33 protein-coding genes are annotated in these 26,114 nt (G+C 55.1%); 10 read left to right on the forward strand and 23 right to left on the reverse strand.

The window, feature by feature from the left end; all coding sequences use genetic code 11:
- Nucleotides 1–9: 9 nt before the first annotated feature.
- From IYV58_RS13890 to IYV58_RS13910, 5 genes are all read right to left on the reverse strand, one after another.
- Nucleotides 10–978 carry an ABC transporter permease gene (locus IYV58_RS13890; RefSeq protein ID WP_195729084.1) on the reverse strand — a complete coding sequence of 323 codons (969 nt, stop codon included), beginning with the start codon at nucleotides 976–978 and terminating at the stop codon, nucleotides 10–12.
- Between the two features lie 9 nt (nucleotides 979–987).
- Nucleotides 988–1,950: an ABC transporter permease gene (locus IYV58_RS13895; protein WP_004120231.1), complete on the reverse strand. Its 963-nt coding sequence runs from the start codon at nucleotides 1,948–1,950 to the stop codon at nucleotides 988–990.
- Between the two features lie 120 nt (nucleotides 1,951–2,070).
- Nucleotides 2,071–3,654 (reverse strand): ABC transporter substrate-binding protein, encoded by a 1,584-nt coding sequence (locus IYV58_RS13900; RefSeq protein ID WP_049115281.1) that lies wholly within the window; start codon nucleotides 3,652–3,654, stop codon nucleotides 2,071–2,073.
- 64 nt (nucleotides 3,655–3,718) lie between these two features.
- Nucleotides 3,719–4,123: a nuclear transport factor 2 family protein gene (locus tag IYV58_RS13905; protein WP_004120225.1), complete on the reverse strand. Its 405-nt coding sequence runs from the start codon at nucleotides 4,121–4,123 to the stop codon at nucleotides 3,719–3,721.
- 68 nt (nucleotides 4,124–4,191) lie between these two features.
- Nucleotides 4,192–5,091, reverse strand: coding sequence for a polysaccharide deacetylase family protein (locus IYV58_RS13910; protein ID WP_004120223.1), 900 nt, complete (start codon nucleotides 5,089–5,091; stop codon nucleotides 4,192–4,194).
- Between the two features lie 309 nt (nucleotides 5,092–5,400).
- On the opposite strand from IYV58_RS13910, the gene IYV58_RS13915 reads away from it, so the two are divergent.
- Nucleotides 5,401–6,723 (forward strand): NAD(P)/FAD-dependent oxidoreductase, encoded by a 1,323-nt coding sequence (locus tag IYV58_RS13915; protein ID WP_123829352.1) that lies wholly within the window; start codon nucleotides 5,401–5,403, stop codon nucleotides 6,721–6,723.
- A 56-nt stretch (nucleotides 6,724–6,779) separates the two neighbouring features.
- Here the strand turns inward: IYV58_RS13915 and map are convergent, their stop codons facing one another.
- The 3 genes from map to IYV58_RS13930 form a co-directional block, all read right to left on the reverse strand.
- Nucleotides 6,780–7,559, reverse strand: a complete 780-nt coding sequence (gene map, locus IYV58_RS13920; protein ID WP_049115250.1) for a type I methionyl aminopeptidase — start codon at nucleotides 7,557–7,559, stop codon at nucleotides 6,780–6,782.
- Nucleotides 7,540–7,758, reverse strand: a complete 219-nt coding sequence (locus tag IYV58_RS13925; protein ID WP_004102160.1) for a ParD-like family protein — start codon at nucleotides 7,756–7,758, stop codon at nucleotides 7,540–7,542. The genes map and IYV58_RS13925 overlap by 20 nt, the downstream gene beginning before the upstream one ends.
- Before the next feature lie 113 nt (nucleotides 7,759–7,871).
- Entirely contained in the window at nucleotides 7,872–8,339 is a 468-nt protein-coding gene (locus IYV58_RS13930) for a winged helix-turn-helix transcriptional regulator (RefSeq protein WP_112164990.1), read from the reverse strand.
- Nucleotides 8,340–8,400: 61 nt separating this feature from the next.
- On the opposite strand from IYV58_RS13930, the gene IYV58_RS13935 reads away from it, so the two are divergent.
- Entirely contained in the window at nucleotides 8,401–8,637 is a 237-nt protein-coding gene (locus tag IYV58_RS13935; protein ID WP_004120210.1) for a tautomerase family protein, read from the forward strand.
- A gap of 113 nt (nucleotides 8,638–8,750) precedes the next feature.
- Here IYV58_RS13935 and IYV58_RS13940 read toward each other — a convergent pair whose 3' ends face one another.
- Together IYV58_RS13940 and IYV58_RS13945 are read right to left on the reverse strand one after the other, a co-directional pair.
- Nucleotides 8,751–9,419, reverse strand: coding sequence for a class I SAM-dependent methyltransferase (locus tag IYV58_RS13940; protein WP_004120206.1), 669 nt, complete (start codon nucleotides 9,417–9,419; stop codon nucleotides 8,751–8,753).
- Nucleotides 9,420–9,493: 74 nt separating this feature from the next.
- Entirely contained in the window at nucleotides 9,494–10,381 is an 888-nt protein-coding gene (locus tag IYV58_RS13945; RefSeq protein WP_004120203.1) for a LysR family transcriptional regulator, read from the reverse strand.
- A gap of 96 nt (nucleotides 10,382–10,477) precedes the next feature.
- Here IYV58_RS13945 and IYV58_RS13950 point away from each other — a divergent pair, with 96 nt between their 5' ends.
- The 6 genes from IYV58_RS13950 (at nucleotide 10,478) to IYV58_RS13975 (ending at nucleotide 14,762) form a co-directional block, all read left to right on the forward strand.
- Nucleotides 10,478–11,533, forward strand: coding sequence for an SDR family oxidoreductase (locus tag IYV58_RS13950; RefSeq protein ID WP_123829351.1), 1,056 nt, complete (start codon nucleotides 10,478–10,480; stop codon nucleotides 11,531–11,533).
- Nucleotides 11,534–11,731: 198 nt separating this feature from the next.
- Nucleotides 11,732–12,538 carry a MipA/OmpV family protein gene (locus IYV58_RS13955; protein WP_112164986.1) on the forward strand — a complete coding sequence of 269 codons (807 nt, stop codon included), beginning with the start codon at nucleotides 11,732–11,734 and terminating at the stop codon, nucleotides 12,536–12,538.
- 9 nt (nucleotides 12,539–12,547) lie between these two features.
- Nucleotides 12,548–13,651, forward strand: a complete 1,104-nt coding sequence (locus IYV58_RS13960) for a serine hydrolase domain-containing protein (RefSeq protein ID WP_004120200.1) — start codon at nucleotides 12,548–12,550, stop codon at nucleotides 13,649–13,651.
- A complete protein-coding gene (locus IYV58_RS13965) occupies nucleotides 13,648–13,992 on the forward strand; it encodes a hypothetical protein (RefSeq protein WP_004120199.1) in 345 nt (114 codons plus the stop codon). Before IYV58_RS13960 ends, IYV58_RS13965 begins: the two co-directional genes overlap by 4 nt.
- 27 nt (nucleotides 13,993–14,019) lie before the next feature.
- The gene (locus IYV58_RS13970; protein WP_004120198.1) at nucleotides 14,020–14,553 is read left to right on the forward strand and encodes a DUF2975 domain-containing protein; all 534 of its coding nucleotides are present in this window, start codon (nucleotides 14,020–14,022) and stop codon (nucleotides 14,551–14,553) included.
- 2 nt (nucleotides 14,554–14,555) lie between these two features.
- The gene (locus IYV58_RS13975) at nucleotides 14,556–14,762 is read left to right on the forward strand and encodes a helix-turn-helix domain-containing protein (protein ID WP_004120193.1); all 207 of its coding nucleotides are present in this window, start codon (nucleotides 14,556–14,558) and stop codon (nucleotides 14,760–14,762) included.
- Here the strand turns inward: IYV58_RS13975 and IYV58_RS13980 are convergent.
- From IYV58_RS13980 to IYV58_RS14010, 7 genes are read right to left on the reverse strand one after another with little or no spacing between them, the layout of a single operon-like run.
- Nucleotides 14,759–15,514: a GntR family transcriptional regulator gene (locus IYV58_RS13980; protein WP_195729085.1), complete on the reverse strand. Its 756-nt coding sequence runs from the start codon at nucleotides 15,512–15,514 to the stop codon at nucleotides 14,759–14,761. The genes IYV58_RS13975 and IYV58_RS13980 overlap by 4 nt on opposite strands.
- Nucleotides 15,515–15,528: 14 nt before the next feature.
- On the reverse strand, nucleotides 15,529–16,269 hold the full coding sequence (locus IYV58_RS13985) for a sugar isomerase domain-containing protein (protein WP_049115241.1): 741 nt from the start codon (nucleotides 16,267–16,269) through the stop codon (nucleotides 15,529–15,531).
- 16 nt (nucleotides 16,270–16,285) lie between these two features.
- Entirely contained in the window at nucleotides 16,286–17,596 is a 1,311-nt protein-coding gene (locus IYV58_RS13990) for a PTS ascorbate transporter subunit IIC (RefSeq protein ID WP_004120183.1), read from the reverse strand.
- Nucleotides 17,593–17,880 carry a PTS sugar transporter subunit IIB gene (locus IYV58_RS13995; protein ID WP_004120180.1) on the reverse strand — a complete coding sequence of 96 codons (288 nt, stop codon included), beginning with the start codon at nucleotides 17,878–17,880 and terminating at the stop codon, nucleotides 17,593–17,595. The genes IYV58_RS13990 and IYV58_RS13995 overlap by 4 nt, the downstream gene beginning before the upstream one ends.
- Before the next feature lie 25 nt (nucleotides 17,881–17,905).
- Nucleotides 17,906–18,349 carry a PTS sugar transporter subunit IIA gene (locus IYV58_RS14000; protein ID WP_049115240.1) on the reverse strand — a complete coding sequence of 148 codons (444 nt, stop codon included), beginning with the start codon at nucleotides 18,347–18,349 and terminating at the stop codon, nucleotides 17,906–17,908.
- Nucleotides 18,342–19,082 (reverse strand): creatininase family protein, encoded by a 741-nt coding sequence (locus IYV58_RS14005; protein ID WP_004120173.1) that lies wholly within the window; start codon nucleotides 19,080–19,082, stop codon nucleotides 18,342–18,344. Before IYV58_RS14005 ends, IYV58_RS14000 begins: the two co-directional genes overlap by 8 nt.
- Nucleotides 19,083–19,091: 9 nt before the next feature.
- Nucleotides 19,092–20,063 (reverse strand): phosphotriesterase family protein, encoded by a 972-nt coding sequence (locus IYV58_RS14010; RefSeq protein ID WP_004120170.1) that lies wholly within the window; start codon nucleotides 20,061–20,063, stop codon nucleotides 19,092–19,094.
- Between the two features lie 360 nt (nucleotides 20,064–20,423).
- Between IYV58_RS14010 and IYV58_RS14015 the strand changes: the two genes are divergently transcribed.
- A complete protein-coding gene (locus IYV58_RS14015; protein WP_004120166.1) occupies nucleotides 20,424–20,672 on the forward strand; it encodes a hypothetical protein in 249 nt (82 codons plus the stop codon).
- Nucleotides 20,673–20,708: 36 nt separating this feature from the next.
- Here IYV58_RS14015 and IYV58_RS14020 read toward each other — a convergent pair whose 3' ends face one another.
- A complete protein-coding gene (locus IYV58_RS14020) occupies nucleotides 20,709–21,602 on the reverse strand; it encodes an oxidoreductase (protein ID WP_004120163.1) in 894 nt (297 codons plus the stop codon).
- A 146-nt stretch (nucleotides 21,603–21,748) separates the two neighbouring features.
- Between IYV58_RS14020 and IYV58_RS14025 the strand changes: the two genes are divergently transcribed.
- Nucleotides 21,749–21,973 carry a YdcH family protein gene (locus IYV58_RS14025; RefSeq protein ID WP_004120160.1) on the forward strand — a complete coding sequence of 75 codons (225 nt, stop codon included), beginning with the start codon at nucleotides 21,749–21,751 and terminating at the stop codon, nucleotides 21,971–21,973.
- A gap of 44 nt (nucleotides 21,974–22,017) precedes the next feature.
- Here IYV58_RS14025 and IYV58_RS14030 read toward each other — a convergent pair whose 3' ends face one another.
- The 5 genes from IYV58_RS14030 to IYV58_RS14050 all read right to left on the reverse strand — a co-directional run bounded on the left by IYV58_RS14030 (nucleotide 22,018) and on the right by IYV58_RS14050 (nucleotide 26,009).
- The gene (locus IYV58_RS14030) at nucleotides 22,018–22,854 is read right to left on the reverse strand and encodes an alpha/beta fold hydrolase (RefSeq protein ID WP_195729086.1); all 837 of its coding nucleotides are present in this window, start codon (nucleotides 22,852–22,854) and stop codon (nucleotides 22,018–22,020) included.
- A gap of 290 nt (nucleotides 22,855–23,144) precedes the next feature.
- Nucleotides 23,145–23,579: a cyclophilin-like fold protein gene (locus tag IYV58_RS14035; protein WP_004120155.1), complete on the reverse strand. Its 435-nt coding sequence runs from the start codon at nucleotides 23,577–23,579 to the stop codon at nucleotides 23,145–23,147.
- Between the two features lie 4 nt (nucleotides 23,580–23,583).
- Nucleotides 23,584–24,384, reverse strand: coding sequence for a carboxymuconolactone decarboxylase family protein (locus IYV58_RS14040; protein WP_142446557.1), 801 nt, complete (start codon nucleotides 24,382–24,384; stop codon nucleotides 23,584–23,586).
- 21 nt (nucleotides 24,385–24,405) lie between these two features.
- Nucleotides 24,406–25,002: an NAD(P)H-dependent oxidoreductase gene (locus IYV58_RS14045; RefSeq protein ID WP_142446558.1), complete on the reverse strand. Its 597-nt coding sequence runs from the start codon at nucleotides 25,000–25,002 to the stop codon at nucleotides 24,406–24,408.
- A 98-nt stretch (nucleotides 25,003–25,100) separates the two neighbouring features.
- Nucleotides 25,101–26,009: a LysR family transcriptional regulator gene (locus IYV58_RS14050; protein WP_004120145.1), complete on the reverse strand. Its 909-nt coding sequence runs from the start codon at nucleotides 26,007–26,009 to the stop codon at nucleotides 25,101–25,103.
- Nucleotides 26,010–26,114 lie beyond the last annotated feature (105 nt).

The following is a 26,114-nucleotide window of genomic DNA, read 5'->3' on the forward strand; positions in this document are numbered from 1 at the left end:
CTTTCCTCTTTAGCGCAGCTTAGGGTTGAGCGCGTTGAGCAACCAGTCGCCGAGAACGTTAAACGCCAGCGAAAGTATGACCAACAGCGTGGCCGGGAACAGAACGATCCACCATTGCCCGGAAAAGAGGTACTGATTGCCTTCATTAATAAGTGTTCCCAGCGAAGGCTGGTCTGGAGGCATTCCGACGCCGAGAAATGACATGGTGGCTTCGGTGAGAATCGCGACACCCAGATGTAGGGTCGCCATCACCAACACCGGGCGCATGACGTTGGGCACAATGTGCGCCAGCATGATATGCAGATGGCTGCCGCCGCTAATTTGAGAGGCCATAACATATTCCCGCCCTTTCTCCAGTAAGGTCAGGCCGCGTACCGTGCGGGCGTACTGCATCCATCCGGTCAGAGCAATAGCGCCAATCAGGATAGCCGGGGCAAAATGGCCGATATACTCTTTCGGAATTGCCACGCGAGCCACCCCGCTGACCAGTAGCGTGAACATGATGGTAGGAATACTGAGCATAGCGTCAGCAAACCGCATGATCAGCGTATCCACGATGCCGCCGAAATACCCGCTCAGTACCCCCAACCCCACGCCAATAGCCACCGAAGCCAGAACGCTCAGGCCACCGATAATCAGCGAAATATTCAGCCCATAAAGCATCAGGGAGAGTATATCTCGCCCCTGAACATCGGTTCCCAACCAGAAGCGCGGATCGCCGCCACTCATCCATGCGGGCGGTAGTTCTGAATCCATTAAGTCAAAACCAGCGGTATCAAAAACATTATGCGGCGCAATCCAGTGGGTGAATAATGAGCAAAGTAAAATCAACATACAGCAGGTGAAAGCGATGACCGCGCTTTTACTTTTCCAGAATAGCCATAAAAAATCGCTATCAATAAAGGCGCGCCAGCGCGCTGCGATTCGGGGAGCCAGTTTTTGCCCGGCCGTCGTATTTGAATAATGACGAGTTTGCATCACGGTTCCTTATTGCGCACGCATACGGGGATCAATCAGATAATAAAGCAGATCGACGATGGTATTTATCATAATAAATATCAGAGCGATGAATAATAGGTAGCCAGATAGCACCGGGACATCGACATAGTTGATCGACTGAATAAGTAATAGTCCCATACCCGGCCATTGAAAAACGGTCTCAATCACTATTGCAAAGGCGATTAGCCCACCAATTTGCAAACCAATTACCGTGACAACCGGCAATAAGGCATTACGCAGCGCATGGCGAAACCAGATACGGTAATTCTCAATGCCGCGTGCGCGCGCAAATTTAATATAATCAGCCTTCATCACTTCCAGCATTTCTGTTCGTACCAGACGCATAATGATGGTAATCATCGACAGCGCCAGGGAAAGCGCCGGAAGCACAATCGAGCGCCAGCCTGATGCGGTCAGCAAACCGGTCGACCAGAAACCTATTTTAACGGTTTCACCGCGGCCGCTGGAGGGAAACCAACCCAGCCATACTGAAAACACGATAATCAGCATAATACCAATAAGAAACCACGGCAGCGAAACCCCAATCAACGAGAGAATTTGCACCCCCTCACGCAATAGTTTATTGCGCGTAATGGCGACCCAAACGCCAAGCGGAAAGCCGACTGCCAGCGATATTATGACCGCGACAAACACCAGTTCCAGCGTGGCCGGCAGTCGCTCCATAATCAGTTGAAAGACAGATACCTGGTTGTAATATGAAATGCCGAAATTACCGTGAAGTAAACGGGAAAGATAATGTAAGAACTGCACAAAAACCGGATCATTTAATCCCAGGCTGGCGCGTAGTTGCATTCGTTCTACTTCCGTGGCGCTTTCCGGCAGCATATTTGCCACCGGGTCACCAAGATACTGAAACAGAATAAACGAGATCAGCGCTACGCCGGCCAGTAACATCGCAGCCTGAAACAGCTTACGCAATAAAAAGAACATTATTGCCTCCGGATAAAAATTAATGTCTGCGCTGATAAACGGGGACCGACGCCATCGAATTACCCAGCAGGCAACCCGAAGATGTTTATCCCCAATGAATAAACGAGCAAGAAAAATTAATTATGGTGTAACGTTAGCGTACCACAGGCGCTGTACATTATCTGGCGTCTGTTTTAATTGTAGATTTTTACTCAGTGCCCATACCACAGGTTCGAAATGCATCGGTAAAAAAGGCAAATCTTTATTAGCAATTGCCACCGCCTGGCTAAGTAGCGCAATACGTTTTTTATTATCCAGCTCACCGACCGATTGATCGATAAGCTTGTCGGCTTCGCTATTGCTGTAGCGCGGAATATTAAAGGTTCCCATATTTTTGCCATCGTTAGTATGCAATAGCTGAACTGCGACGCTATAGGGGTCCATAATCGGCAGGTTTGCCCATCCTAACACCCCCACGTCGGTACGGCCATTGACCAGAATCGGATCGTAGACGCTGGCTGGATGGACGTTGAGGTTGGTTTTCACGCCAATCTTTGCCCAGAAGCTTTGTACCGCCTGGCACCATTGTGCCGCATTAATATAGGTGCCCTCAGGGCAATCAAAGGCCAGATTAAACCCGTTTGGATACCCCGCATCGGCCAGTAATGCCCTGGCTTTTTGCGGATCAAACGGGATATCCGGACTGCTGGCGGCGTTGTAACCCGGAATATCCGGCGCCAGATAGTTATTGGTGGGCTTTGTCAGCCCACGCATAACCTTCTGGGTAATCGCCTCGCGATTAATCGCCATCAGTAAAGCCTGGCGGACACGCAAATCTTTCAGCGGGTTCTCGGCTTTGTCATTCTTAGCATTGAGCTTATCGCGCATATTGAGGCTTAAATAGTCCACCCGCAGCGAAGGGCTGATCTGCATATTGATCCGGGAATTGCTCTGCAGGCGCGGAATATCCTGTAGCGGGACCGACGTCACCAGGTCGTACTCTCCCGCCAGCAGCCCTGACAGGCGCGTAGCGTCGGAGGTCACCGGTTTGAAAATAATTTTATCGATGTTGCCGCCGTGGGCCGCGTTCCACCAGTTCGGGTTACGCACCAGCACCATCTGGGTGTCCCGCTGGCGGCTTTGCAGAATAAATGGCCCGGTGCCGTTAGTGTTATTGGTAGCGTACCCCTCCGTTCCCTGGCTGATATCGGTTGGCTTGAGTGCGTTGTGCTCCGCCAGCCACTCTTTATCCATGATCATCACGCCGGTCAGTTCATTCAGCGCGATACCGGTTTTCTTCACCAGATGGATATCGACGGTATATTTGTCGACGGCCACGGCATCCTTAATCGTCGAAGCGTTAGCACGGATCCCTGATGCAGGGTCGGTCACCCGGGCAACCGAAGCGACAACATCATCGGCGGTAAAGTCATTGCCGTTATGAAATTTGACGCCTTCACGCAGCTTAAAACGAATTGTCGTATCGTCGGTCTGCTGCCAGCTGGTTGCCAGCCACGGTTGAATTTGCAAATTATCATCGCGCTGCACCAGCGCTTCATAGATATGGTTCTGAAAGGTTAATGCCTTGGTAGAGGCGTAGGCATCCGGATCCAGCGTTGGGATGTCGGCATCGGTCGCCCAGCGAACCACATTCTCCGCGCTCGCCTGCTGACTCATCAGTCCGATAACGCTTACAGCCAGCAGCGATAACACTATTTTTTTCATCATGCACCACTCGAGTTGTTTGCTAATAACATTGCTAGCAATTGCAATAACGATGCCAGGTCGTTTATTTTTGCTGCAATTGATGCGCAAGGATCCATTCGGCGCTGTCATTCCAGACGTCCATCATGGTTATCTCCCCGCCCTTCACTTCATAGCGGTCAAGATAGCGGTTTCCTTCAAACTCACGTCCGTCCGGCCAGCAACCATAGAGGGTGCCGGTGCAGTAGATCACCGTGTGATCGTCACCTTTCGCCATCCATTCGAATTCGCCGGGCTGTTTCTTAACCCAGCGGTAACGGTCAGCATTAAACGCGGTGACCTCATGGACACGAGCCATCCGCCGCTTACCGGTAAAGGTGATCTGCACGTTTTCCGCCATCAGCGCAGCGGCGCGATCGGGGTCCGGCGCCATTGACGCCTCCAGGAAGTTTTTTACAATCTCAACGGCCTGCTCATGTACGCTTGTCATTCTTCTCTCCTCAATGAAATGCACTGCTAAGGTTCAATTGGTGCGTTTACGGTGCAAACCTTGCTTCGTTATGAAGCCTCTGACAGATAGCGCGCGGCGATGTCACCCGGAGTGGTTAGCCAGACGTCATCGCACTGGGCGACCAGTCGCGTCAGGGTTTGCTTTAAGTGATAAAAACGGAAAGGTTGGCCAACGATATAGGGGTGCAGCGCAATGCCCATTATTTGCGGCTGCTGGCGGCTACGCTGGTGGAGCTCGCTGAACTGATCCTCAACCATCCGGCAAAAGGTCTCGATGGAGACGCCGTTGGGAATGATGGTCGGAATATCGTTGATTTCCTGCGGATAAGGTACCGACAGTAACGTTCCGCTGGCGGTTTGCATGGGGGTCGGCATATCGTCGTGCGCCCAGTTCAGGTTATAGCTGAACCCGTGGCGGTGAAGAAAATCAGGAGTCTGGTGGCTTTCAGAAATCCACGGAGAGAGCCACCCCGCAACCGGTTTACCCTGAAATTCACTCAACCGCTGCTGGCAGTAGCTAATCAGATGTTCTTCATCCGCCGGGGCCAGATCGCCCTGGCGCTGAGAGTTGGTGTGCCCATGAGCGATCAGTTCGCTTCCGGGCAGCGAAAGCCATCGATACAAAAGGTCCGGGCAGTAATCTAGAATGGCCGTGTTACTGATAACCGCAGGTGGAATCGTCAGTTCAGCAAACAGATCGGCCAAATACCAGGCGCCAACCCGGTTCCCGTAATCTCGCCAGCTATAGTTGAGAATATCGAGTTGATTTGCCGCCTGTGAGAGCTTCGCCCCCTCCTGACAGCCAAACGCGAAGTGTTCGAGGTTGATAGCCACATACAGTGCGAGCCGTTTCCCTCCCGGCCAGCTGACTGCCGGAGTATCCGCGGCAGAACGCCACGGGAAACGCTGGTGATAGTTAAGCTCCCAGAGGATGTCAGGTGTCGGCATAGCGATATCTCTTGTTCAGGGGGTGATAGTGGGTTAACAGCAACATCTGTACCAAGATAGCATTATTGCTAGCAATGAATGCAAAATGAGAAGATTTCATACCCGCAGAGGAAGTGGTGTTATTTGTCTTGTTCCTTGTTATTCTGCGGAATTGTTGCCCAGGCGACTATTATTCAGCGTACTGATTATCCAGAGGCTGGCCTGATCGCGACACTGTTGTTGCCGATTCATTATCCAGTTAGTAAAAACGGAGAACGGCAAACTTATTTACGCCTGCCATGCAGGTGTTTTTTCACAGGGAGAATGACCGTGAGATTTGCATCAGTCCCTTTTAATCAGAATCAGGTGGGTTGGCCCCTGAATGAGATTGACCGTCAAATACAACCGCAGCTGAGCGGCGACATTAAAGCCGACTGGGTGGTTATCGGCTCCGGCTATGCCGGCGTAAGCTTTGCCCGCAGGCTAGCCAACCTCAATCCGCAGCTGAACATCGTGCTCATCGACGCCGAATGCGCCGCGACCAGCTCCTCGGCCCGCAATTCGGGCTTTATCATTGGTCTGCCGCATAATATCGGCAGCTCTACCGCCGAGCTGAAAAAAGCGCAGGACTACCGCGCCCTGCTCCAGGAGGGGATCCGCCTGCTCGATGAAACGGTGACCGAGCACCAGATTGAGTGTGAGTGGGAAAACGTCGGGAAATATCACTGTCAGATAGATCCCACCAGCGAAACCATCATGCAGGAGTACGTGGATAATCTGCAGCTCATGCAAGAACCTTACAGCATGCTAAACAGCGAAGAGCTGTTTCAGAAGTTAGGTACACGGATTTACAGTAAAGGTATCTATACTCCCGGCTGTATTCTGGTGAACCCGGCAAAGTTAATTGCCGGACTCGCGCGCCATTTGCCGGATAATGTGACGGTTTACCACCAGACCCCGGCGCTGGCGATAAATAGCGAAAATGGTGGCATCCGTGTCACCACCCTGCAGGGCACGATCCGCGCAGGTCAGATCATGCTGGCCACCAATGCACTCTCCCGCGAACTCTCTCCAACAATGACTCGCCAGGCGTCGATGGCGACCTATGCCAGCATCACCGCTCCGCTTAGCCCCGAGCAGCGTCAGCGTCTGCCGGCGATGCAAAGCTGGGGACTAACGCCGGTGAACGCGATCGCTGGCGCTACGCTGCGCTATACCCACGATCATCGTTTTCTGATCCGCCAGCATGTCGATCCTGCGCTGCGCGGCATGATTACCGCCGGACAAACCGCCAGGGCGGCGCGGCAGCATCTGGCGCTATTTCGCAATGCGTACCCGCAGCTGCAGGATGTGCCGCTGGAGCGGACCTGGTCCGGGACTATCAGCGTGACCCGCAACGGCGCGCCGGTCTGGGGAGAGCTTGCGCCGAAGGTATGGACAGCCGGAGGCTGTAACGGCGCCGGGGTATCCAAACAAACCATCGCCGGGACGCTTCTTGCCGATCTGGCGATGGGGCAGGACAACCCGCTGATCGCCGCCATGCAGTCGCTCGGCCAGGCAAACTTTATGCCGCCATCCCCATTCCTGGATGTCGGCGTAGCCGGGGCGTTATTGAAAGAGCGCTATATGGGCCGTAAAGAAACGGCCATGTAGTCTCCCGGGAGGGGGACACACAGGTTTCAGCAGCATAGCTGAAACCTGTTGGTCGGTTAGTCAGGGATGGTTTCCCCTTTACGCAGGGTCAGGACTTCAAATCCATCGGCTGTAACCGCAACGGTATGCTCCCACTGCGCGGACAGCTTTTTATCGCGGGTGACCACCGTCCAGCCATCTTTTTTGGTTTTAATTCGGCTGTCGCCCTGATTCACCATCGGTTCAATGGTAAATACCATCCCCTCTTTAAGCACGGCCCCGGTCCCCGGCGCGCCATAGTGCAGCACCTGGGGATCTTCATGCATCTCTCTCCCGACGCCGTGGCCGCAATACTCTCTGACCACGCTATAACCGTTACTTTCGACATAAGTCTGGATCGCATGGCCGATATCGCCCAGCGTCGCGCCCGGCCTGACAACCTTGATCCCTTTCCACATCGCTTCGTAGGTTTTCTGCACCAGCCGACGGGCCAGCGGCGAAACGTCGCCAATCAGATACATTTTGCTGGAATCGGCAATCAGCCCCTCTTTTTCCAGCGTAATATCCACGTTCACAATCATGCCGGATTTCAGATGTTCGCTCTCCTTTGGCATACCGTGACAAACCACTTCATTAATCGACGTATTCAGCACATAGGGGAAATCATACTGCCCTTTGCTGGCGGGGCGTGAATGCAGATCGTTGACGATAAAATCCTCCACCCGGTTGTTGATGGCCATGGTGGAGATCCCGGGCTGAATAAAGGTATCCAGCATGTCGAAAACCGAAGCCAACAGCTCACCTGCTCGGCGCTGTCTGGCCAGTTCGTCCGCGGTCTTAATGGGAATTGATAGCATTGATCACCTCCAGCAACCGGTCAGAGCCGGACTTGAGCATCATCAGCTTGATTTGCTGATGGTTAAGTTCGGGATAGAGTTCGCTCATCATACCCAGACGGATCCAGTACTCCGCCTGGGCGTTGACCGAACGCGACATCGCCTTACTGGCGTCACGAATATCGTCGTGCAGCAGGTCGGAAATTTTTACAATGCCCATTTATACGTACCGTAACGTTTTATATATGTTTCGTATATTACGCCACCGCGATCAAGCTGACAACGTTTGCCGTCAGAAAGCAGAAAACGGGGTTGCGGTTTTTATCACCTGCGCTAAGGCTGGTTAACGTTCACAGCCACTATCTGGATGTTCCGAGGTTCAACAACGGTGCCTTTCGTCGTCACAAATGCATTGTGGACGACGTCCCCGCTCTCTTTATCCATCAGCGCAATATGAGGTTCATCATGCAGGATATTTTTATGCCCCCACGCCATCAGGGAAAACAGGATCGGCGCCAGGCTGCGGCTTTTTGGCGTAAGGATGTACTCATAACGTTCGCGCGCCCCTTCTTCCTGATAGGGCGTTTTGCTCAGTAAACCCAGTTCCGTCATTTTCTTTAACCGGTTTGCCAGCGTCTGTTTTGGCATTTTTGTATGCGAGCGGATCGTTTCAAAGCGGGTCACGCCGTATAAAGCCTCTCTTAAAATCAATAAAACCCATTGATCTCCCAGGATTTCCGCTGCCGCAGAAAGTCCGCAAAGCTCCGGTAACAGGTACGGAACTGAATTATTTTTTGACATGTTCGTTTTCGCTCTCTAACCTGAGTATGAATTTTAGACCTAGATTACTAAGGAGAATACAATGCCCTTCGTCAATGTACAAACCATTAAAGGAATGATGAATCCGGAGCAAAAAAAAGAGCTCTTACGCCGCATGACCGATCTGATTGTCGAAATTGAAGGGAAAGGCGATCCCGAATTCCGTCGTTCAGTCTGGGTTCGCATTGATGAGCATGAGCCGGAACAGTGGAGTCTGGGCGGCATGCAGCCCACGGCTGAAGCGATCGCGGCAAAATTTTCATCGCCTAAGGCGTCATAACCTGATGGCGTTTTAACGCGTCATCCCTGCGGGAAATTGCGGACAACTTTTATGTCCGCTTTTACGCCGCCCGACGCACGCTCAAAAACGGCCATAAACCGACGCTCCGGGGCTTATTTTACGGAACACACCACGGTCGCATGATCCCACCATGGGTTCTCATTGACGTTCACCTCAAGCACATCAAAATGTTCATTGCGGATCTCGTCCAGCAGAGCCTGGAGCGGCCGCAGCGTACGCCAGGGTTGACCCTCTTTGAGCAAATGATGGCGAACGGGATCATAAGCGGCCATGTCTTCGGGGTGACGCGGAGTTCCGCACATGGAACCGATGACAAACCGTCCTCCCGGCCTGAGCAATCTTCTGACTTCCGCAAAGCAAAGATGCCGGGCTTCGTCAATCAGGCAATGCGTACAGCTGCCATCGATAATGAGCTCAAAGGTCGCATCCTGGCACTGATGAATATGGCAGACATCCCCGACAAAAAATTGAGCCGCGAGCCCCGCTTGCTGAAAACGATTTTCTGCCCAGCGGATCGCGGTTGCAGACAAATCTATCCCCCACACGGAATAGCCTCGTTCAGCAAAATACTGCGCTGCCATAGCGCCATTCCCGCACCCCAGTTCAAGGACTGGCGTTCCTGCCTGGGGAAAGTACTGCTGTAAATCAAGCCAGCTAAACACCCGCTCCTGTTGTGTCTTGGCCCTTAAATAACCCTCGCCAGCCCAGGCGATGGCGCCATTTTCCAGCAGCTGCCGATACTTTTTTTCATAGGGATTCATCGTAAAGACGCCTTTTTTTAGCCACAACGCACGCCACTCTACTCTCTATCGCGCAAGAAGAGATCCCCCCGTTTTTAGCGACTCCCCGTTACCTTGGGCAGTAATTGCTCAATCACGCTGATGATGCTTCTGACCCGCTGCGGAATAAAGCGGGCGTCAGGGTAAACCGCATAGAGGAAGCGATCGGGTAATCGCCAGGCGGGTAACACCGGCACCAGCCTCGCGGATTGCAAAGCGTTGGCTGCGAGGGGCAACTGCATGCCACCAATGCCAATACCGGACTCCAGCGCCTGCAACAGCGCTTCGCTGGTGTTAGCCCGAAACACGGTATTGACTTTCACATCGACCGTTTTATCACCCGAGACCAGCCGCAGCGGCGCGTCCTGCGCGATGCCGCTGAAACGTACGTGCGGATGGGCAGCCAGTTCGCTCACGCAATGCAGTTCTTTAAAACCCGGGGCGGCAAATAGCGCGGTTTCAATACGCGCCAGCACGCGCGCCGCATGCCCTTGAGGCGGTTCACTGCTTAACCGCAGCGCGACATCCACCCCTTCCGTAACCAGATCGGCAATACGGTCATCAAGCGAAAGCGTCAGATGCAGCCCGGGGGTCATTTTCTGCAGCGCCAGCAGATGCGGCAAAAAGATCTGTCCCAGACCGCTCGGTAGCTGCACATGTACCCTGCCTTGCCGCTGACTATCGCTGGGGTTTAAGCGCCTTTCAGCGTCGCGCATCGCTTCCAGCAAAAGCTGCATATCGCGCCGGTAGCTTTCCCCCTGCTCGGTCAACGCCATCGCCCGCGTCGTTCGATGCAGCAAGACCACCCCGAGCTCCTCCTCCAGCGCCGCGATCTGCTGGCTGACTGCGGATTGTTTCATCCCGCACTGGCGGGCCGCCGCCGAAAAAGAACCCGCTTCGACGACGCGCAGGAAGGTGGCAATGGCGTTGAGCTTATTATTCATTTAATGATTCTTCTTATAAGTACCATCGATTTTATGGGGTATTCGTGAAATAAATAATATATCACACTGCCTCCGTCCCCCATCTGGAGAAGCAACGTGAATAAGAAACCGCAACCCAGGATCGCGCTGGTCGCCGGCGCCAGCGGCATTGTAGGCAGACAGCTGGTCAAAACGCTGTTGCGCCATCGGTGGGAGGTTATTGGCCTCAGCCGCCATGCATCGCCCCACCCGGATAACATTCCCGTCATCAACGTCGATTTACTCGATGCGCGGCACAGCGCGCAGAAACTGCAATCGCTCAACGGGATCACCCACATTTTTTACAGCGCATGGGTGAACGCCGCGAACTGGACGGAAATGGTTGAGCCGAACGTCGCCATGCTGCGCCATCTGGTCAGTAACATTGAGAAAACCTCACCGCTGCGGACGGTAAGCCTGATGCAGGGATACAAAGTCTATGGCGCGCATCTTGGTCCGTTCAAAACCCCGGCGCGAGAAAGCGATCCCGGCGTACCCGGGGCCGAATTTAATGCCGCTCAGCTCACATGGCTCAGCCAGTTCCAGCGCGGAAAAACGTGGCGCTGGAATGCGCTCAGGCCTGGCGTGGTCGGCAGTACGATGCCCGGCAATGCCATGAATCTCGCGCTGAGCATCGCGCTCTACGCCTCGCTGTGTCGGGCGCAGAATTTACCGCTGCGCTTCCCCGGTTCGGAACAAACCTGGCACAGTATCGTCGATCATACTGATGGCGGATTGCTGGCGGATGCCACGCTGTGGGCCGCCACCTCGCCGCAGGCGGAAAATCAGGCGTTCAACGTCAATAACGGCGATCTCTGGCGCTGGTGCGAGCTGTGGCCGCGCATCGCCGACTGGTTTGAACTGCCCTCCGCGCCGCCGGTCAGGCTCTCCTTTCATCAGCTGTTTGTTGATTACCGCGCGCAGTGGCGCGAACTGGCCAGGCAGGATCTGGTAGAGGCGGATATTTTACGGCTCAACGACGGTACGTTTGCCGATTTCGTCTTTAGCTGGAACTACGACATGTTTGGCGATGGCAGCAAACTACGCCGGGCGGGCTTCACGGAAATGCAGGCCACCGACGACATGTTTTTCCGCCTGTTCGCTCAGCTGAGAGCCGCACGCCTTATCCCCTGAAACAGCATGCTTTAACCGTCAGCCATCGTCGCGCGAGCAATCTACGATTCAGTTTTTCGTCCCTTCCTCGCGCTTCGACCGCTGACTTACCCCCCGCTTACGATTAATCATAAAACGATAAAAGTTTATTGTAAAACAATAAACACCAGGATAATCTGCGCGCACTTTCACCGACACAATTGCCAGGAGAGGCAAGTCATGGACAGAAGAATGCTGCGCGGGGGTTTACTCGCAGGGGTGCTGTTGTGCACACGGGCGATGTCAGCCGAGATCTCCGGATTTGCCGGGCTGGGAGCGTCGGTTGCGCCACTCTATTCGGGATCCAGCCGCTACGCCCCCGGACCGCTGCTGACGGCTGGAGTGACATGGCGGAGTCAGGACTTTGGTACGTTTGCGCTCACCAGCAATGACTTCAACTGGGATCCGGCGCCGAATTCCCCCTTTTCCATGAGCCTGCAGGTGACCAGCGACGGCGGGCGCAAAGAGACCATTAACTCCCCTTTTTCCGCCAGGAAAAATCATGACCTACGTGGAATGGGCGATCTTCCTGCCACCGTAATGGCCGGAGTGCGACTGCGCTACCGGCAGGACGGCTGGTCCGCGTGGGCCAACGCTCTAACCGCAACGCAAAAACGGCATTACGGCGGTGAAGCGCTCGGCAACCCTGTAACCGCTTCAAGTGGGGCTGAAATGACCCTGTTGCGCTGGCGTGACGGCGCGCTCGCGGTCGGTGGTGATATCACCTGGGCCAGTCGCGGGTATCTACAGGGGCACTATGGCATCAGCGCGCGTCAGGCAGCACAAACCGGGTTTCCTCCCTATTCACCCTCTGCCGGATGGCAAAACGGCGGCGTTTATAGCGAACTCACCTGGCATCTGACCGACCTTCTCTCTGCCGGTTTTAACGGCCGCGTCGAGTACTTATTTAGCGAGCCGGGTAGAAGCCCGCTGGTGCGCAGTCGGGTCCAGTACACCCTGTCTTCACTGCTGTTATATTCATTTTAAGGAGAAAATATGATCGGGTATCGTTATCGCAGAGACCGGCAAATTCTGTGTTCAGCCCTGGCCTTTATCGCCATGATTGCGACAGGCATTTACTTGCAACCCGGTTTCCGCCCATTGACCGCGGAGGTTTCCGGGGACAAAGCGCTGGTTGCCTTTTTAACGCCGCTGCTTAAAGGCGCGCACGGTCACGTCGCCGCCGCGCTCATCACCCCAGATGGCGTTCGCTATGGCCTCTGGGGCGCTGATTACGCCAGGCAATATGAGATTGGCAGCCTGACCAAAACCATGACCGCCAGCCTGCTGATCGATGCCATCCAGCGCGGAGAAGTCACGCCAACGACGCGGGTCGGCGAGCTGGTGCCGGAACTTGTCGGTCCGGCGAGGGACATCACCCTCGAGGAGCTGGTATCGCATCGATCCGGTTTGCCGCCGTTCGCCGCTTCGCTTACGCAAAAAATCGCCATGCTGACCGCCATCGTTAGGCGAGAAAATCCGTGGCGCTACGACCGTGAGGACCTGCCGAAAATGATTAATCTGGCGCGGATACCGACGGTTAAAATTTTCGATTATTCCAATTCGGGGTTTGCACTGCTGGGGTTGGCGCTGGAACGCGCCTCGCACCGGCCCTTCGCACAATTGCTGGAACAGCGCCTCTTTGCGCCGATCGCGATGAGTCATTCACTCGTGGCGCAAGAGACGACGCCGCCGGATGCAGCGTTTGCTCCGGGCTGGTCAGCTTCCGGTTTACGCGAAGCACCGTGGATTTCAAACGCTTTCTCGCCCGCGGCCGGGGTACGTTCCACCATTGCCGATATGACGAAATACGCCCAGGCGCTTTTGGCGGGAAAACTGGCCGGAAGCCAGGGCATGACGCCGCGGTTTGCGACCGACGATCCCGACTCACGGGTAGGCTATTCATGGTTCACCACCCAAATCAAGGGGCGGGATATCATCTGGCACGACGGTCAGTCAGCGGGCTATGCCGCCGTCATGGTCTTCGACCCCGAGCGTAAAATCGCCGTCGTAATCCTCTCGGATACCGCCTGGTCTGTAATTGCGCCAGCCATCAAACTCCTGCTCTCCACGCCATCCGCCGTTAAGGAAAACCAATGAACTGGATTAATATGCTGTGGGCGATATTGACGCTACTGTCAGTGGTGGTCTTTATTTCCGGAAGCGGGTTCGCGCAGCGCAAAATACGCTTTATTAATTATGTTCTCTTTACGTTCATCGTTATTTATATTGCCGAGTCATTACAAACGATCGATAACCTCAGCAAGCCAGGCTATCTGATGCGGATGTTGACCTGGACAATACAGGCGTCGTTTATCGCCATCAGTCTGTTCGATGTCTGGCAGCGTCCGTGGTTTCACGTCCCGACCCGCCGGGCGGCCGGTCTGCACGTTGTCTTATCTCTGATACTTATGTCATGCTTAGGCGTGCTGTTTCTGTAATCGCGCCATTGTTCAGGAAGGTTAAAGGTGAAAAACACTCGCAACAAACTTAGTCTGTTCTTACTGGCTGGAATATTACGGCTATTTTTTATTCTGGCCCTTATTACGCCTGCGTGGATCTATTTTACCGGCGAATCGTATTTCCTCGCGAATATGCTGCAATTTGCCGAGGTTCCGCTCGGTAATGAAAGCGGTCTGACGGCACCAACTTTTAAACTGCTGGCGCTGCTGGTGCTTCTCTATTTACCCGCAGGGTTGTTCGCGTGGGCAATCTGGCAGGGGATCCGCGTCACTCAATACGTCAGAAAGCGCACCATTCTGAGCCTCGACCTGGCGCTGAGGGTACGCAAAATAGCGCTGGCGATGCTGGGGATGGGGATCCTGCTGCCGCTGTTTCGCTTCCTGGTGCCGCTGGTTTTTTACTGGCCGCACCCCTACACCCAGATCGTTCTTTTGCTGAGCGATTTTGTTCTGCTGCTGACGGGCGGCTTGTTATTTGTGACGTTTCACTCCATGCTCGAAGGGATCAGAGCGGAAAATGAGAATAAGGAGTTCATCTGACTATGGCGGTAGTGGTTAACCTGGACAAATTGCTGGTGGAGAGAAAAATGACGTCCAGAGCGCTGGCGGCCTACGTAGGAATTACCGAGCAGAACCTGTCTTTGCTCAAATCCGGAAAGGTGAAAGGCATCCGCTTCGATACGCTGGCAAAAATCTGCCAGGCGCTGGAGTGCCAGCCAGGCGATATTCTCGCCTGGGAGGCGGATTAACGTCCTTTTTCGATCGTGCAGGCCCACTGCGGGCTCATACTGCTCTGGCTGGTGGCGATTTGCAGCGACAGGCTGGCGTCAAGGGTATGCGTGACGCTGTATTCAAGCACCACATCATCCAGATCGCGGGCCACCCGTTCAATTCGAAACAGCGGCACACCCGGTTTAATATTTAACAATCCTGCCGTGCGGCTATCGCAGCACACCGGCGCATAGCGCTCCGTGGCGTTGGCCGGTGAGTAACCGAACGTTTCCCGCAGCTGCTTATACAGCGATCGGCTGCCGTCCACGTGGCTAAGATCGTTATAGATACGGCCATTGAGCCACGTCAGCACATGGCCAACCGGCCGATCTCCCTGCACTAACAACCGTTCCAGACGCATCAGCTGGCAGCCTAAATCCAGCCCCATTTGCTCCGCCACCTGGCGGTCGGCCATGGTCGAAATCAGCGACAGAACTTCCACGGCTATCTCGCCCGGCGGGGCAAAGGTCGTCAGTACATCCGGGAGGTCGGTGTAGTATTTCTGCAGCGCATCGCGGTTGATAAACGTCCCTTTCCCCTGCTCGCGGTACACCATGCCAATACTGGCCAGCGAATCTATCGCCTGTTTAATGGTGCCGCGCGCCACCTTAAACTCCCCGGCGAGCAGCAGTTCGCCCGGGAGCTTATCGTCATAGGTAAAAGAGAGGATCCGCTGCAGGATAACGTCTTTTATCCTTAAATAGAGAGGGAGTCCATCCGACTCAAACATACTTGTGCTCCAACTCAGAGGTAGTGTATCTGGCTCCTGTAAGCGCTAAGTATATCCTGATTTATCGCCTGATTACCGTCTATGTTTGCGCTGGCGAGAATGGGCGGTATATGCTCATTTTCCAGCATGATTTCGCATATCCGTAATACCAGGCTGTTGGCGATGGCAGCGCCCATGATGGTAGAGAGCGGTGCGGCTTTTTGCGCCATCCCCGGCAGGCTCACCGCCGCATCACCATACTCGCAGTGGTTATCAATGGTGATATCGGCCACATCCACCAGCAGTTTGCCGCTGGAGTGGCGAGAGGTCACGCGCGCCGCCGTCGCCAGACTGGTAATCGCGATAACCTTTGCGCCGCAGGCTTTCGCCGCCAGCGCGACGTCAATGGTAATGGCATTCCGCCCGGAAACCGAGTGGATCAGCAGCGTATCTTCAGCCCTTAGCGGCGACTGCTCCACCAGTACCCGGCCGAGGTTTTCCACATTTTCCACCGCGCTGGTGAGGGTTAACGGCCTGACGTTAAGCATTAGCGCAGGGGTAAAAAGCGGATTGATGATGGCCAGACCGCCCGCGCGATAGCTCATCTCCTCCGCCAGAATCCCGGCGTGGCTGGCGCCAAAGACGAAGATGTTGCGCTGCCCCATAATGCTGTGGGACATGATTTCCGCCGCCCGGGTGAGTTCATCGGGGCGCTGCTCAAGAAAAGCCAGCTTCTGGCGGATCTGACTGTAGTACTGTTTCAGTGCCTGACTCATAGACTTCCTCCCGATATCAGAACGCCAGCAGGCGGGTTAAAAGATGAATGACCGGCGCGAGGACAAACATATCGCTGTCGCCTGCCCATAGCGCGGTATCCGGGATCGTATGGTCGATAAAGCCGGTGACGCAGAAATACTGCCCCCAGGCGACCACGGTGGAGGTGATAAACCCCGCCAGCAGCGCGCCTTTATAGCCTCCGGTAATATTGCCGAAGACCCCCGCCGTCCCGGCGTGAAAGAAAATCACGATCATGCTGGGAATAAAGACGTAGCCGGTATAGCGGCCGATCAGGGTCAGCCACAGCAGCGAGCCGACAAAAGCGCCGACAAACCCCAGCACCACCGCGTTTGGCGCAAAGTTAAACAGTATCGGGCAATCCAGCGCCGGTTTTGCGCCGGGGACCAGCCGCGAGCCGATGCCGTTAAACGCCGGCACCATTTCGCCAATAAACATCCGTACGCCAAGCAGCACCACGGCGATGCCGCCGGTAAACATCAGCGATTGTTTGAGGGCATAAATGTAGAAACTCAGGTCGCCCGATTGCGCCAGGATCTCCGCCGCTTTCGGCGTGCCTTTTATCTGCAGAATAAAGGTGCCAATAAAGAACAACAGCGCCATGGTTAACGCGGTCACCACGTTGGAATCGCGCAGAAAACCAAGTTTTTTAGGAACTTTAATATCCTCGGAGCTGATTTTGTTGCGGGCAAATATCTGGCCGAAAATCGCCCCCAGCAGCGCGACCGAGGCGGAAGTATGCCCCAGCGCCACGTTGTCGTTACCGGTGATTTTCCGCACCCAGGGCTGAACCAGCGCGGGCTGTAGGGTCCAGTAGAGCCCCATAATCACCGTTAGCATCAGCGTCAGCTGCACCGCTGAAATAGCGGGCTCGGTGTTCACCATCACCCCGGCAAAGATCATCGTCGTCCAGAACATCATATGTCCTGTCAGGTAGATGTATTTAAAGCGCGTCAGCCGGGCCAGCAGCAAATTAATGGCGAATCCGCCGGCAATGGCGATGGTCACGCTGCTGCCGTAGCGTTCGCTGAAGCGCGCCTGGCCAATAATATTGGTCAGGTTCATCGAGCTTAGCCCGAAGACTTCGGTCCAGATCGGTTGAAATATCAGCAGCGCGGAGACGATAATCCCGGCCCCCGCGCCGATGATCAGAAAGCCCAGAATGCCCTTCAGGGTGCCGGACACAATGTCCGCCAGCGATTTCTTTTGCAGCACCAGGCCCAGCAGCACAATCAGGCCAATTAAGATCGACGCTTCACCAAATATATTGATGGTGATCCAGCGTAGCACGCCAAGAAACTCGCTCATGACGGCTCTCCCGCGGGCAGAATGTTCGCCTGGGTCAGCGCCGCAGTAATTTCGGCGTTATCGATATAGTTGTTCACCACCACCACCGGACAGGACAGATGCTTAAGGTTATCTATCAGTTCCGCGTTGGTTATCACTACATCGGCGTTGGCCGACGCGGCGGAAGAGACATCCATATGTTCCACGGAGGCCTGAATCCCGTGCTGTTTTAACACCGCCTCAACGTTCATTTTTAAAATCAGGCTGGAGCCCATACCTAAACCACAGACTGTCAGAATTTTCATCGCTATTCACTCCGTGTTAATCACGCTACAAACGCTGCGAGCCGCTGGCTAGCAACTGATAAAGTTGTTCTGGGTCGCGAGAATGCATCAGGGTATGCAGGTTATTTTCATCGCTGAGTACGGTCACGATATGCTGGATAAGGTGGATATGCGCATCGCTGCTGGTTGCCGACAACCCCAGCACCACCTGTACCGGATCGTTTTCCGCATGACCAAACGCCAGCGGTTCGTGCAGCCTGATCGCGCTGATCTGCGCTTTCCTCGCCCCCTGCTCCGGGCGGGCATGCGGCAACGCCAGTCCGGGGGCAATGACAAAATAGGGGCCCAGCTCGCGGTAGCTATCGACCATTGCCTGGACGTACTGCGGGCTGCAGGCTCCCGCGCGACACAGCGCCTCCCCCGCCTCGCGGATGGCCTCTTCCGGGCAGTTGGCCGCACAGTCGACGTTTATTGCCTGACGATCAATCATAAGAGGCTCCTTGCGCTAAATGCTGGCGGATGGAAACCAGCGTGGTTTCCAGCGCACGCTGGACAAACGCGCGCCCTTTATCTTCACTGGCGGCAGTCGGATCGCCCAGCACCGCATAATCAGAGAACGCGGTCCAGGGTATCGGCTGATAGCGAAAATTCTGCGGAAAATCAGGATAGTGTTGGCGAGCTTCTGTCATGTTGACGAATTCCGGCGCCAGCGCCAGCATCAATGAAGTCTCGATTTCGTCGGCATGCATATAGCCGGGATAAGCCACCGCCGAGGTTTGCCGCTTTTTTACCTCCTCATCCATCCCCGCCCAGCTGTAGCCAAGCAGCGTGATGCCCTGCTCCTTAAGCTGGCGGGAAGCGGCTTTAATGGCGTCGAAATTACCGTAATGCGCGTTAATCACCGCCGTGGTGGTGATACCGTAGCTGGCCATGTTTTCCGCCAGCGACACCAGCAGCGAGGTCAGCCGTCCATTACCGATATCAATCGCGCCCGCGTGACCGCGCAGAGACCAGACCTGGCTGTAGGAAACAACCGGCAGGCTCAGGGCGCACTCGCCCAACTGTTCATCAATCAGCGCGCAGAATCGCTCGGCGAGCAGGTTATCGGTGTCCAGCGGCAGGTGGTCGCCGTGCGGTTCGACGGCGCCGAGCGGCAATAAGGCTATCCGCGCCTTTTGTAGCGCCCGCCGGGCCTCGCGTTCGTTTAAATGATGCAGCTTCATCACGCCTCCTCAGGCAAAAGCGAGGTAACGAGCCGGGTTGTCGACGAAGAAATCGTGCAGCAGCGCTTCGCCGTCAAATCCAGCTTCCCGCGCCTCTTCAAGGAATCTTGGTCGCCAGTCGCTAAGGATAAACTTCAGCCCTAGTCCCCCCTTGCCGTAGTGGGCGCTCATTGATTTACGGGCAAAATCACCGCCGATTAAGATCTGTTTTTGATAACCCCGCTGGCACAGGGCCAGGATGGCCTGGGTGCGGATATGCTCAGGGTGATATTTGATGCGGCTGATACCGTCGAAAGAGAGAAACGCCCCGGTGTTGGCGATCTGACGGTGCAGCCATGGATCAGGGTTGCGATCCATATGGGCAAAACATAAGCGGGATAAATCCAGCCCCCATTTTTTGAAGATCCGCGCCTGCTCGAGTCCCATCGTCCCCATTTCCGTATGGCTGTGCATCGGCGCGCCGGTGCGCTGCTGGGCGCGAACGATAACCTCCATGGTTTTTTCTTCCAGCGGGGAAATGGCGTTATAGCCGGTGCCGCATTTCACCACGCCGGCCCGATGTTCGGTGCCCTCTATCCCCTCAGTGACCTCGCGACAGACGTGTTCAACCAGTTCATCAACCTCTGAATGTTCAATCCATTCGGCAAAAGTCTGCGCTGAGCCCGGCCGCTTGCTGCTCCAGAGAAAACCTTTGTTGAAACCGGCGGTGGCGATGATATGCAGCTGCTGGCGCTGCGCCATGGCGGCGACGGCTGCAGCCTGACGACCATAGTCCGGCGCGGTGGCGTCATAGATGGCGCTGCCTCCCGCCTCACGAAAGTCGCTTAATTCACGCTCTGATGCCTGCGGATCGTCGAGTAACAGATCGTCATCCTGACGCTCGGCCCAATAGGGCGGAATACAGTAGATATGGTCGTGGCTGTAGGTGACGCCCAGCTGATGAGCGGAAATATCCCCGTTTAACGTTCGAATGATGCCCATGTTACTTGCTCCCAGGAACGGATAAGAAGGTGCTTTCAACATAGGTCCACCCCACTTGACCAGTCAAGTGATCAAGTTCGCATCAATCATATTAAATTCTTATCTGTGAGGTAGGTCGACATTAACATTTATGTGACGTTGTCACATAAATAGATTCGGGCTAAAAAAACCGTTACTCATGGAAAAACATACGTATTCCGGTTGAGGTAATTAAATTTATGTTACTTAAATTCAATGGGATACACACTCACAAAGCCAATGCATTCCTGACTAATAATCCATGGCTTTGATTAAAATGTTTAATTGAATGAATCGACAAAAAGAGTATTGTTAAAAACAATGATGAGCGGAGATAAATAAATGTTACGAGATTTTTTGAAGGTAGAAAAAGAGGATCGTCTGGTGGAACAGCAGGACGCTAGTAGCGGTAAAGCGAATTCAACCGATGTCACCGAGTGGATTATTGTAAATAAAAATGGTGATAAAAAAGGCCGGGTGGCGTTATTCAATCAATTTACCACCCGTCGTTCCTATTGCGTGAATTACCGCATCACCCAGTTTGATAATAGCGGCAAAGTGGTTGTCGACCGGCTGGCGGAATCAATCTGATCCCGGGAATCGTTATCACGCCTGTGTTCCGCGCCTTTAGCCCGGCCCGTCGCTGGCGGCGGCCAGCAGCGGCACAATCACATCGCTGAGCGGCGTGGGAATATGGTAAATACGACCATACCGCTGCACGACTCCGTTGCGAATATCCCACTCTAGCGGCAGCCCGGCCTCGCGGTCGGTGAGGATTGAGGTACTTAAGTCCGGAGGCGCGCGATGGAAACCGGCGAGAATTTCCTGCACTACGCCATCGTCCAGGCTGGCGCCTGCGGCGCGCGCCACCGTCAGTCCTTCCTGCAGATAGGCTAAAGCCAGCGCCGTGATATCATCGCGGGCAAACATCCCTGCCCGCCTCCCCGTCAGCACCATCAGACCAGCGACCGCATTCTGCAGCAGTTTGCGCCACGCAACGGAGAGGAAATCAGCGCTGACGTCCACTTCACAGCGGGTGTCCCGTAGCGCATGCTTCACCCGTTCAGCCCCCTGAACATCGGGCAGCGTCAGCCGCGGTTTCGCCCGCAGCCAGACTGACGCTTCCGGTTCACGCTGTGCCGGGAACCAGACGACCGATGGCAGCACGGTCGCTTCCGCGACGTAAGGCGCGAACTGCGTCTTTTGTTCAACGCCGTTCTGGAGCACGCATACAACCGTGCGATCGTGGCAGAGCGCTTTCAGCCACGGCGCAATCGCCGCAATTTGCGTTGCTTTTACCGCCACAAAGACCAGGTCTACCGGCGCGGCGACCGATGCCGGTTCCGTCACGACGGGGCCCGGCACCACAATCTTCCCGCCATCGAAACGCAGCGACAGCTGCGGGTGCGCACGGCGGCCGCATACCAGAGGCGTACGGCCTACCTCGTGCAGCGCAGCGGCGATGGTGGTACCAATTGCGCCCGGGCCTATCAGCGCAATGGTAGGTTCTTCAACTGTCATCTATGCCTCCAGGCCGCATCCGGCCCCTAAGATTTCATGGTTACGTAACATAAACGCGACTTCGTTCGCATTACCATTTTTTTCATATGGGTAATCTGAATGTGTGTGTCAGCGTACACACTTATCACCATCAACAAGGAAGGTACATGTTTCCAGAATACAGAGAGCTAATTTCTCGATTGAAAACCACGCACCCGCGCTTTCAGTCGCTATTCGAAAAACATAATGCACTCGATCACGACATTTCCCGCATAGAAGGCGTCGACGGTAAAGGATACAGTCTCGAGCTTGTACATATGAAGAAAGAAAAACTTCTGTTGAAGGATGAAATGCTGAAAATCCTCCAGCATGAAAGCCTGAATCAGGTCTGATATGTGTGCAAGGCCGCCGGGTGGCGGCCTTTTTTATCCCGCAGCTACGCGCGGATAAACGCCAGCAGATCGGCGTTAATGACATCGGCGTGCGAGGTATGCATACCGTGCGGAAAGCCGGGGTAAATTTTTAGCTGGCTGTTCGGCAGCAGCTTATCCTGCAGTATGGCGGCGTTTTGATAAGGCACAACCTGATCGTCATCGCCCTGCAGCACCAGTACCGGCAGCGTAATGGCTTTTAAATCCTCGGTCTGGTCGGTTTCAGAAAACGCCTTAATTCCATCATAATGCGCCTTCGCGCTGCCGGTCATGCCCTGCCGCCACCAGTTCTGAATGGTGCCCTGGGACACCTCCGCGCCATCGCGGTTAAAGCCATAGAACGGACCGGACGCCACGTCGAGATAAAACTGCGAGCGGTTGGCGGCCAGCGCTTTGCGAAAACCATCAAATACCTCGATTGGCGTACCGCCAGGATTGCTCTCCGTTTTTACCATCAGCGGCGGAACCGCGCTGATAAGCACTGCTTTAGCCACTCGTCCCTGCGGCTGACCATACTGCGCAACGTAGCGCGCGACCTGCCCGCCGCCGGTGGAATGCCCGATATGCACGGCATTATGCAGATCCAGATGCTCCGCCACCGCTGACGCATCGGCGGCATAATGGTCCATATCATGACCTTCACTGACCTGATCGGAACGACCGTGACCGCGTCGGTCAATCGCAATCACCCGGAAGCCTTCTCCCAGGAAAAACAGCATCTGGTTATCCCAATCATCGGCGCTTAAGGGCCAGCCATGATGAAATACGATTGGCTGCGCCTCCTTCGGGCCCCAGTCTTTAAAGAAGATATTGACGCCGTCTTTGGTTGTCACAAATGCCATGTTACAAACTCCTCTATAGAGAAAACAAGGCTGCGGGCCTGACGCCTGCAGTTGGTCGGGGGTAAAGGCTGGATGTTCTGTCCGGTGACGATAGTGTCTCGTTAGGTTTGAAAATGACCTGGCTGGAAAAGTGTAGATGATTTTCGCCGATACGGGAGGCCGGTTGACAGATAATCCTCAGCGGACAGCAATAGCTGCATATCGCGACGCAATGAAGCTGTCCATATCCTGGACAGCTTCATTCATCATACTGAAGTGAAATAACGATCGGTTTAATTTACGCGCTGCGCCTACTCAGCAGACCGGCTGATAGTCACCATCGCAGCGCCCGGCTGGTCAAGCGATTTAAGCCCCTCGACCACCCGGCCAAGCTTTACCAGCCCCGGCGAGTGGTGAAAATCCTCGCGAAAAATGGCCAGATTGCCCCACGGCGCGTAATAGGCGATGTCGCCGCGCCGTGGGGTCATTGAAGCGCCAGAATCCGCACGGCGCAGTTTCGTCGGCAGCCAGGCGATCTTTTCCGTTGAACCATAATCCTCAAGCTTCACCGTCATCGGCAACTGCGCCAGGAACGCATTAGCCGCAGCGCTCTCATCCAGCAAGCCGACGACCGTGACGCCTTTAAATACAAACTCAATCTTCACCGCGTTCTCCCTGCCGGCGGCGGATGCCGCGCCCGTCATCATGATCAAAATGGATAGCACCGCACCGAGCGTTTTCAGCATCCGCTCACCCTACCAGGCCGCGAGCGCGCAGGACTTCACTGACCACCGCTACTGCTGAAAAGGCGTTTGGCCAGCCGGCGTAGAAAGCGGCATGCGCAACGACCTCTCCCGCCTCTTCCGCGGTGAGGCCGTTATCCATCGCCCGGTTAAGGTGGTAGCCAATTTGCGCGCTTTGCCCGGCGGCAATCAGCGCGCTGACCGTCACCAGGCTGCGGTCGCGCGGCTTCAGCCCCGGTCGCTGCCACAGGTCAAGAAACAGCGGTTGCGTCGTAAACTTCACCAGTCCAGGGGAAATCGCGCCGAAGTTCTGTTCTACGGTTGTTGAACGCTGGTTTTCCACCGCCTGATTAAGAGGGAGTAGCTCCGGGGAGGCAGCAGCCAACTGCTCGCGTCCAATACCGCGCGCAAGAAAAATATCTTTCATCACCGCAACGGCGGACATCGCGCTGGGCCAGCCGGAATAAAAAGCCAGATGAGTGACGATCTCAGAGATTTCAGCCGCTGCGACCCCGTTATTCAGGGCAAGATCAACGTAATGTTTTAGCTCCGCAGGCTGGTGACGGGCGATAAGGATCGCGACGGTCACGATGCTGCGATCGCGGCGCGAGAGTTCGTTTCGCGCCCAAAGATCCTCTGTCAACACCTCGTTACCGAAACGGGCAAGCGCCGGCGCGACGGATTGAACATCTTCAACGGACAACAGGGTTGGGCTAAATGGCGCCATTTTTTTACCTCTTTTTTCTTCAGCCAGGACGGGAGCGCCCAGCATCAACGACATGGCGGCAGCGGCAATAAAAGCTTTCACGATAAATTCCTCATCGGCATATTAATTCGTCAGCCTTTCCACCAGCTGGCGCTGGTACTCAGGAAGCCGGCTGCGGCTGGCATTCTCAAAAGCCAGCGGGGGAAGCCAGGTCATGCCCGCGTGCAACGCGCTGGCCTTCATCGGCGTAAAGACGTCGGCCAGGCTAACGCCGATCCGCCCGGACTCGCCGTAGGTGGATTCGCCTCCCGCGGCCGTCGTGACGATCATCATCTCTTTGCCCTGCCATATTCCCGGCCCTACGCTGCCCCAGGTATCGTTCAGCCAGGCCTTCATCATCGGCGTGATGTTGAACCAGTGGGCCGGGAAAATAAAAACGACGCGCGCGTGTTCCCGCATAAGCCGTCGCTCTTCATCGGCATTGATGTTTCGGCTGTCAAAGCCGTAAAGCGCTTCGAGATTGCGTACGGTCACGCCGGGCACGCTTCGCGCAGCGTCCTCCAGACCGTTGGTCATGACCGATTGGCCAGGATAAGGATGAGAGACAATAACCAGCGTGTGAGCCTCTGCGGCACGGCTGGCAGGGGTAAAGCTAAACAGAAACGCGGTGACGGCCAAAAGCCAGAACAGACCGGGAATACAGCGGTAAGAATAGTTCATCAAACTCTCCTTCTCTTTTGCCACAGGGTAAGGCGCGGAATAAGAAGGAGCCAGCCCTCGCTATCGAATGGGGCTGTGAGTTATTTTCATCAATCGGGCTACAGACCCAGCGGTTTCATTTCCCGCACAAGGGAGATTAACAGGCGCAGCCCGGTGGGCACCTGATGACGGCTGGAGTAATAGATATAGAATCCCGGTCCGTATGAGGCCCAGTCAGTCAGCACCAGACGCAGGCGCCCTGCGCTGACGTGCTCTGCTATCAGCGGTTCTGGCAAGTACATCAGGCCGAACCCCTGCAGAATGGCCACCACGCCCGTCTCCGCCAGATCGACCGTTAACAGCGGCGGCACTTTGACGGTGAGCTGCTCTTCGCCACGCTCAAACTCCCATTTATAAATCCGGTTATTTCCCAGACGATTGCTGACGCAGCGGTGCTGGTGAAGATCGTTGGGATGCAGGGGCTCGCCAAAGCGGGCAAGATATTCCGGGGATGCCGCGACCACCCAGCGTACATCGGCGGACAGACGCTGCGCCACCATATCTTCCGGCACGGTTCCGCCATAGCGGATCCCTGCGTCAAACCGCGCTTCCGTCACGTCAACAATGCGGTTGCTGGCCACGATATCCAGCTCAATATCGGGGTAACGTTCAGCAAAAACAGGCAGGATCGGGGCCAGCAGCAGCGTGGCCGCCTCAACGGCGACGTTGAGACGAATATGACCCGCCGGCGAATCGCGGAAGGGGTTGAGCTGTTCAATCGCGACATCGATTGAAGCGAGCGGCTCGCTTACCGCGTTGACCAGGCTTTCGCCGGCCGCCGTCAGAGAAACGCTTTTGGTCGTGCGGTTCAGCAGACGCACGCCCAGTCGCGCCTCAAATCCCTTGATAGCGTGGCTCAGCGTCGATGCGCTCACCCCAAGTTCAACGGCAGCTTTACTAAAATTCTGATGGCGTGCGATGGCGCAAAAATAGATAAGGTCGGCCATATCGGCACGGTTCAAATTCATACGGCCTCGCTAACGTGGTAAAAGATAAGCTAAAAAAACGGTACCTTAATGTGATGCCGCATCGCGGCGATCGTCCGCGAAGGAAAATCACAGACCAGGATGCAC

Origin of the sequence: Klebsiella sp. BDA134-6 (genome assembly GCF_015601345.1) — a bacterium.
Taxonomy (GTDB): Bacteria; Pseudomonadota; Gammaproteobacteria; order Enterobacterales; family Enterobacteriaceae; genus Klebsiella; species Klebsiella grimontii.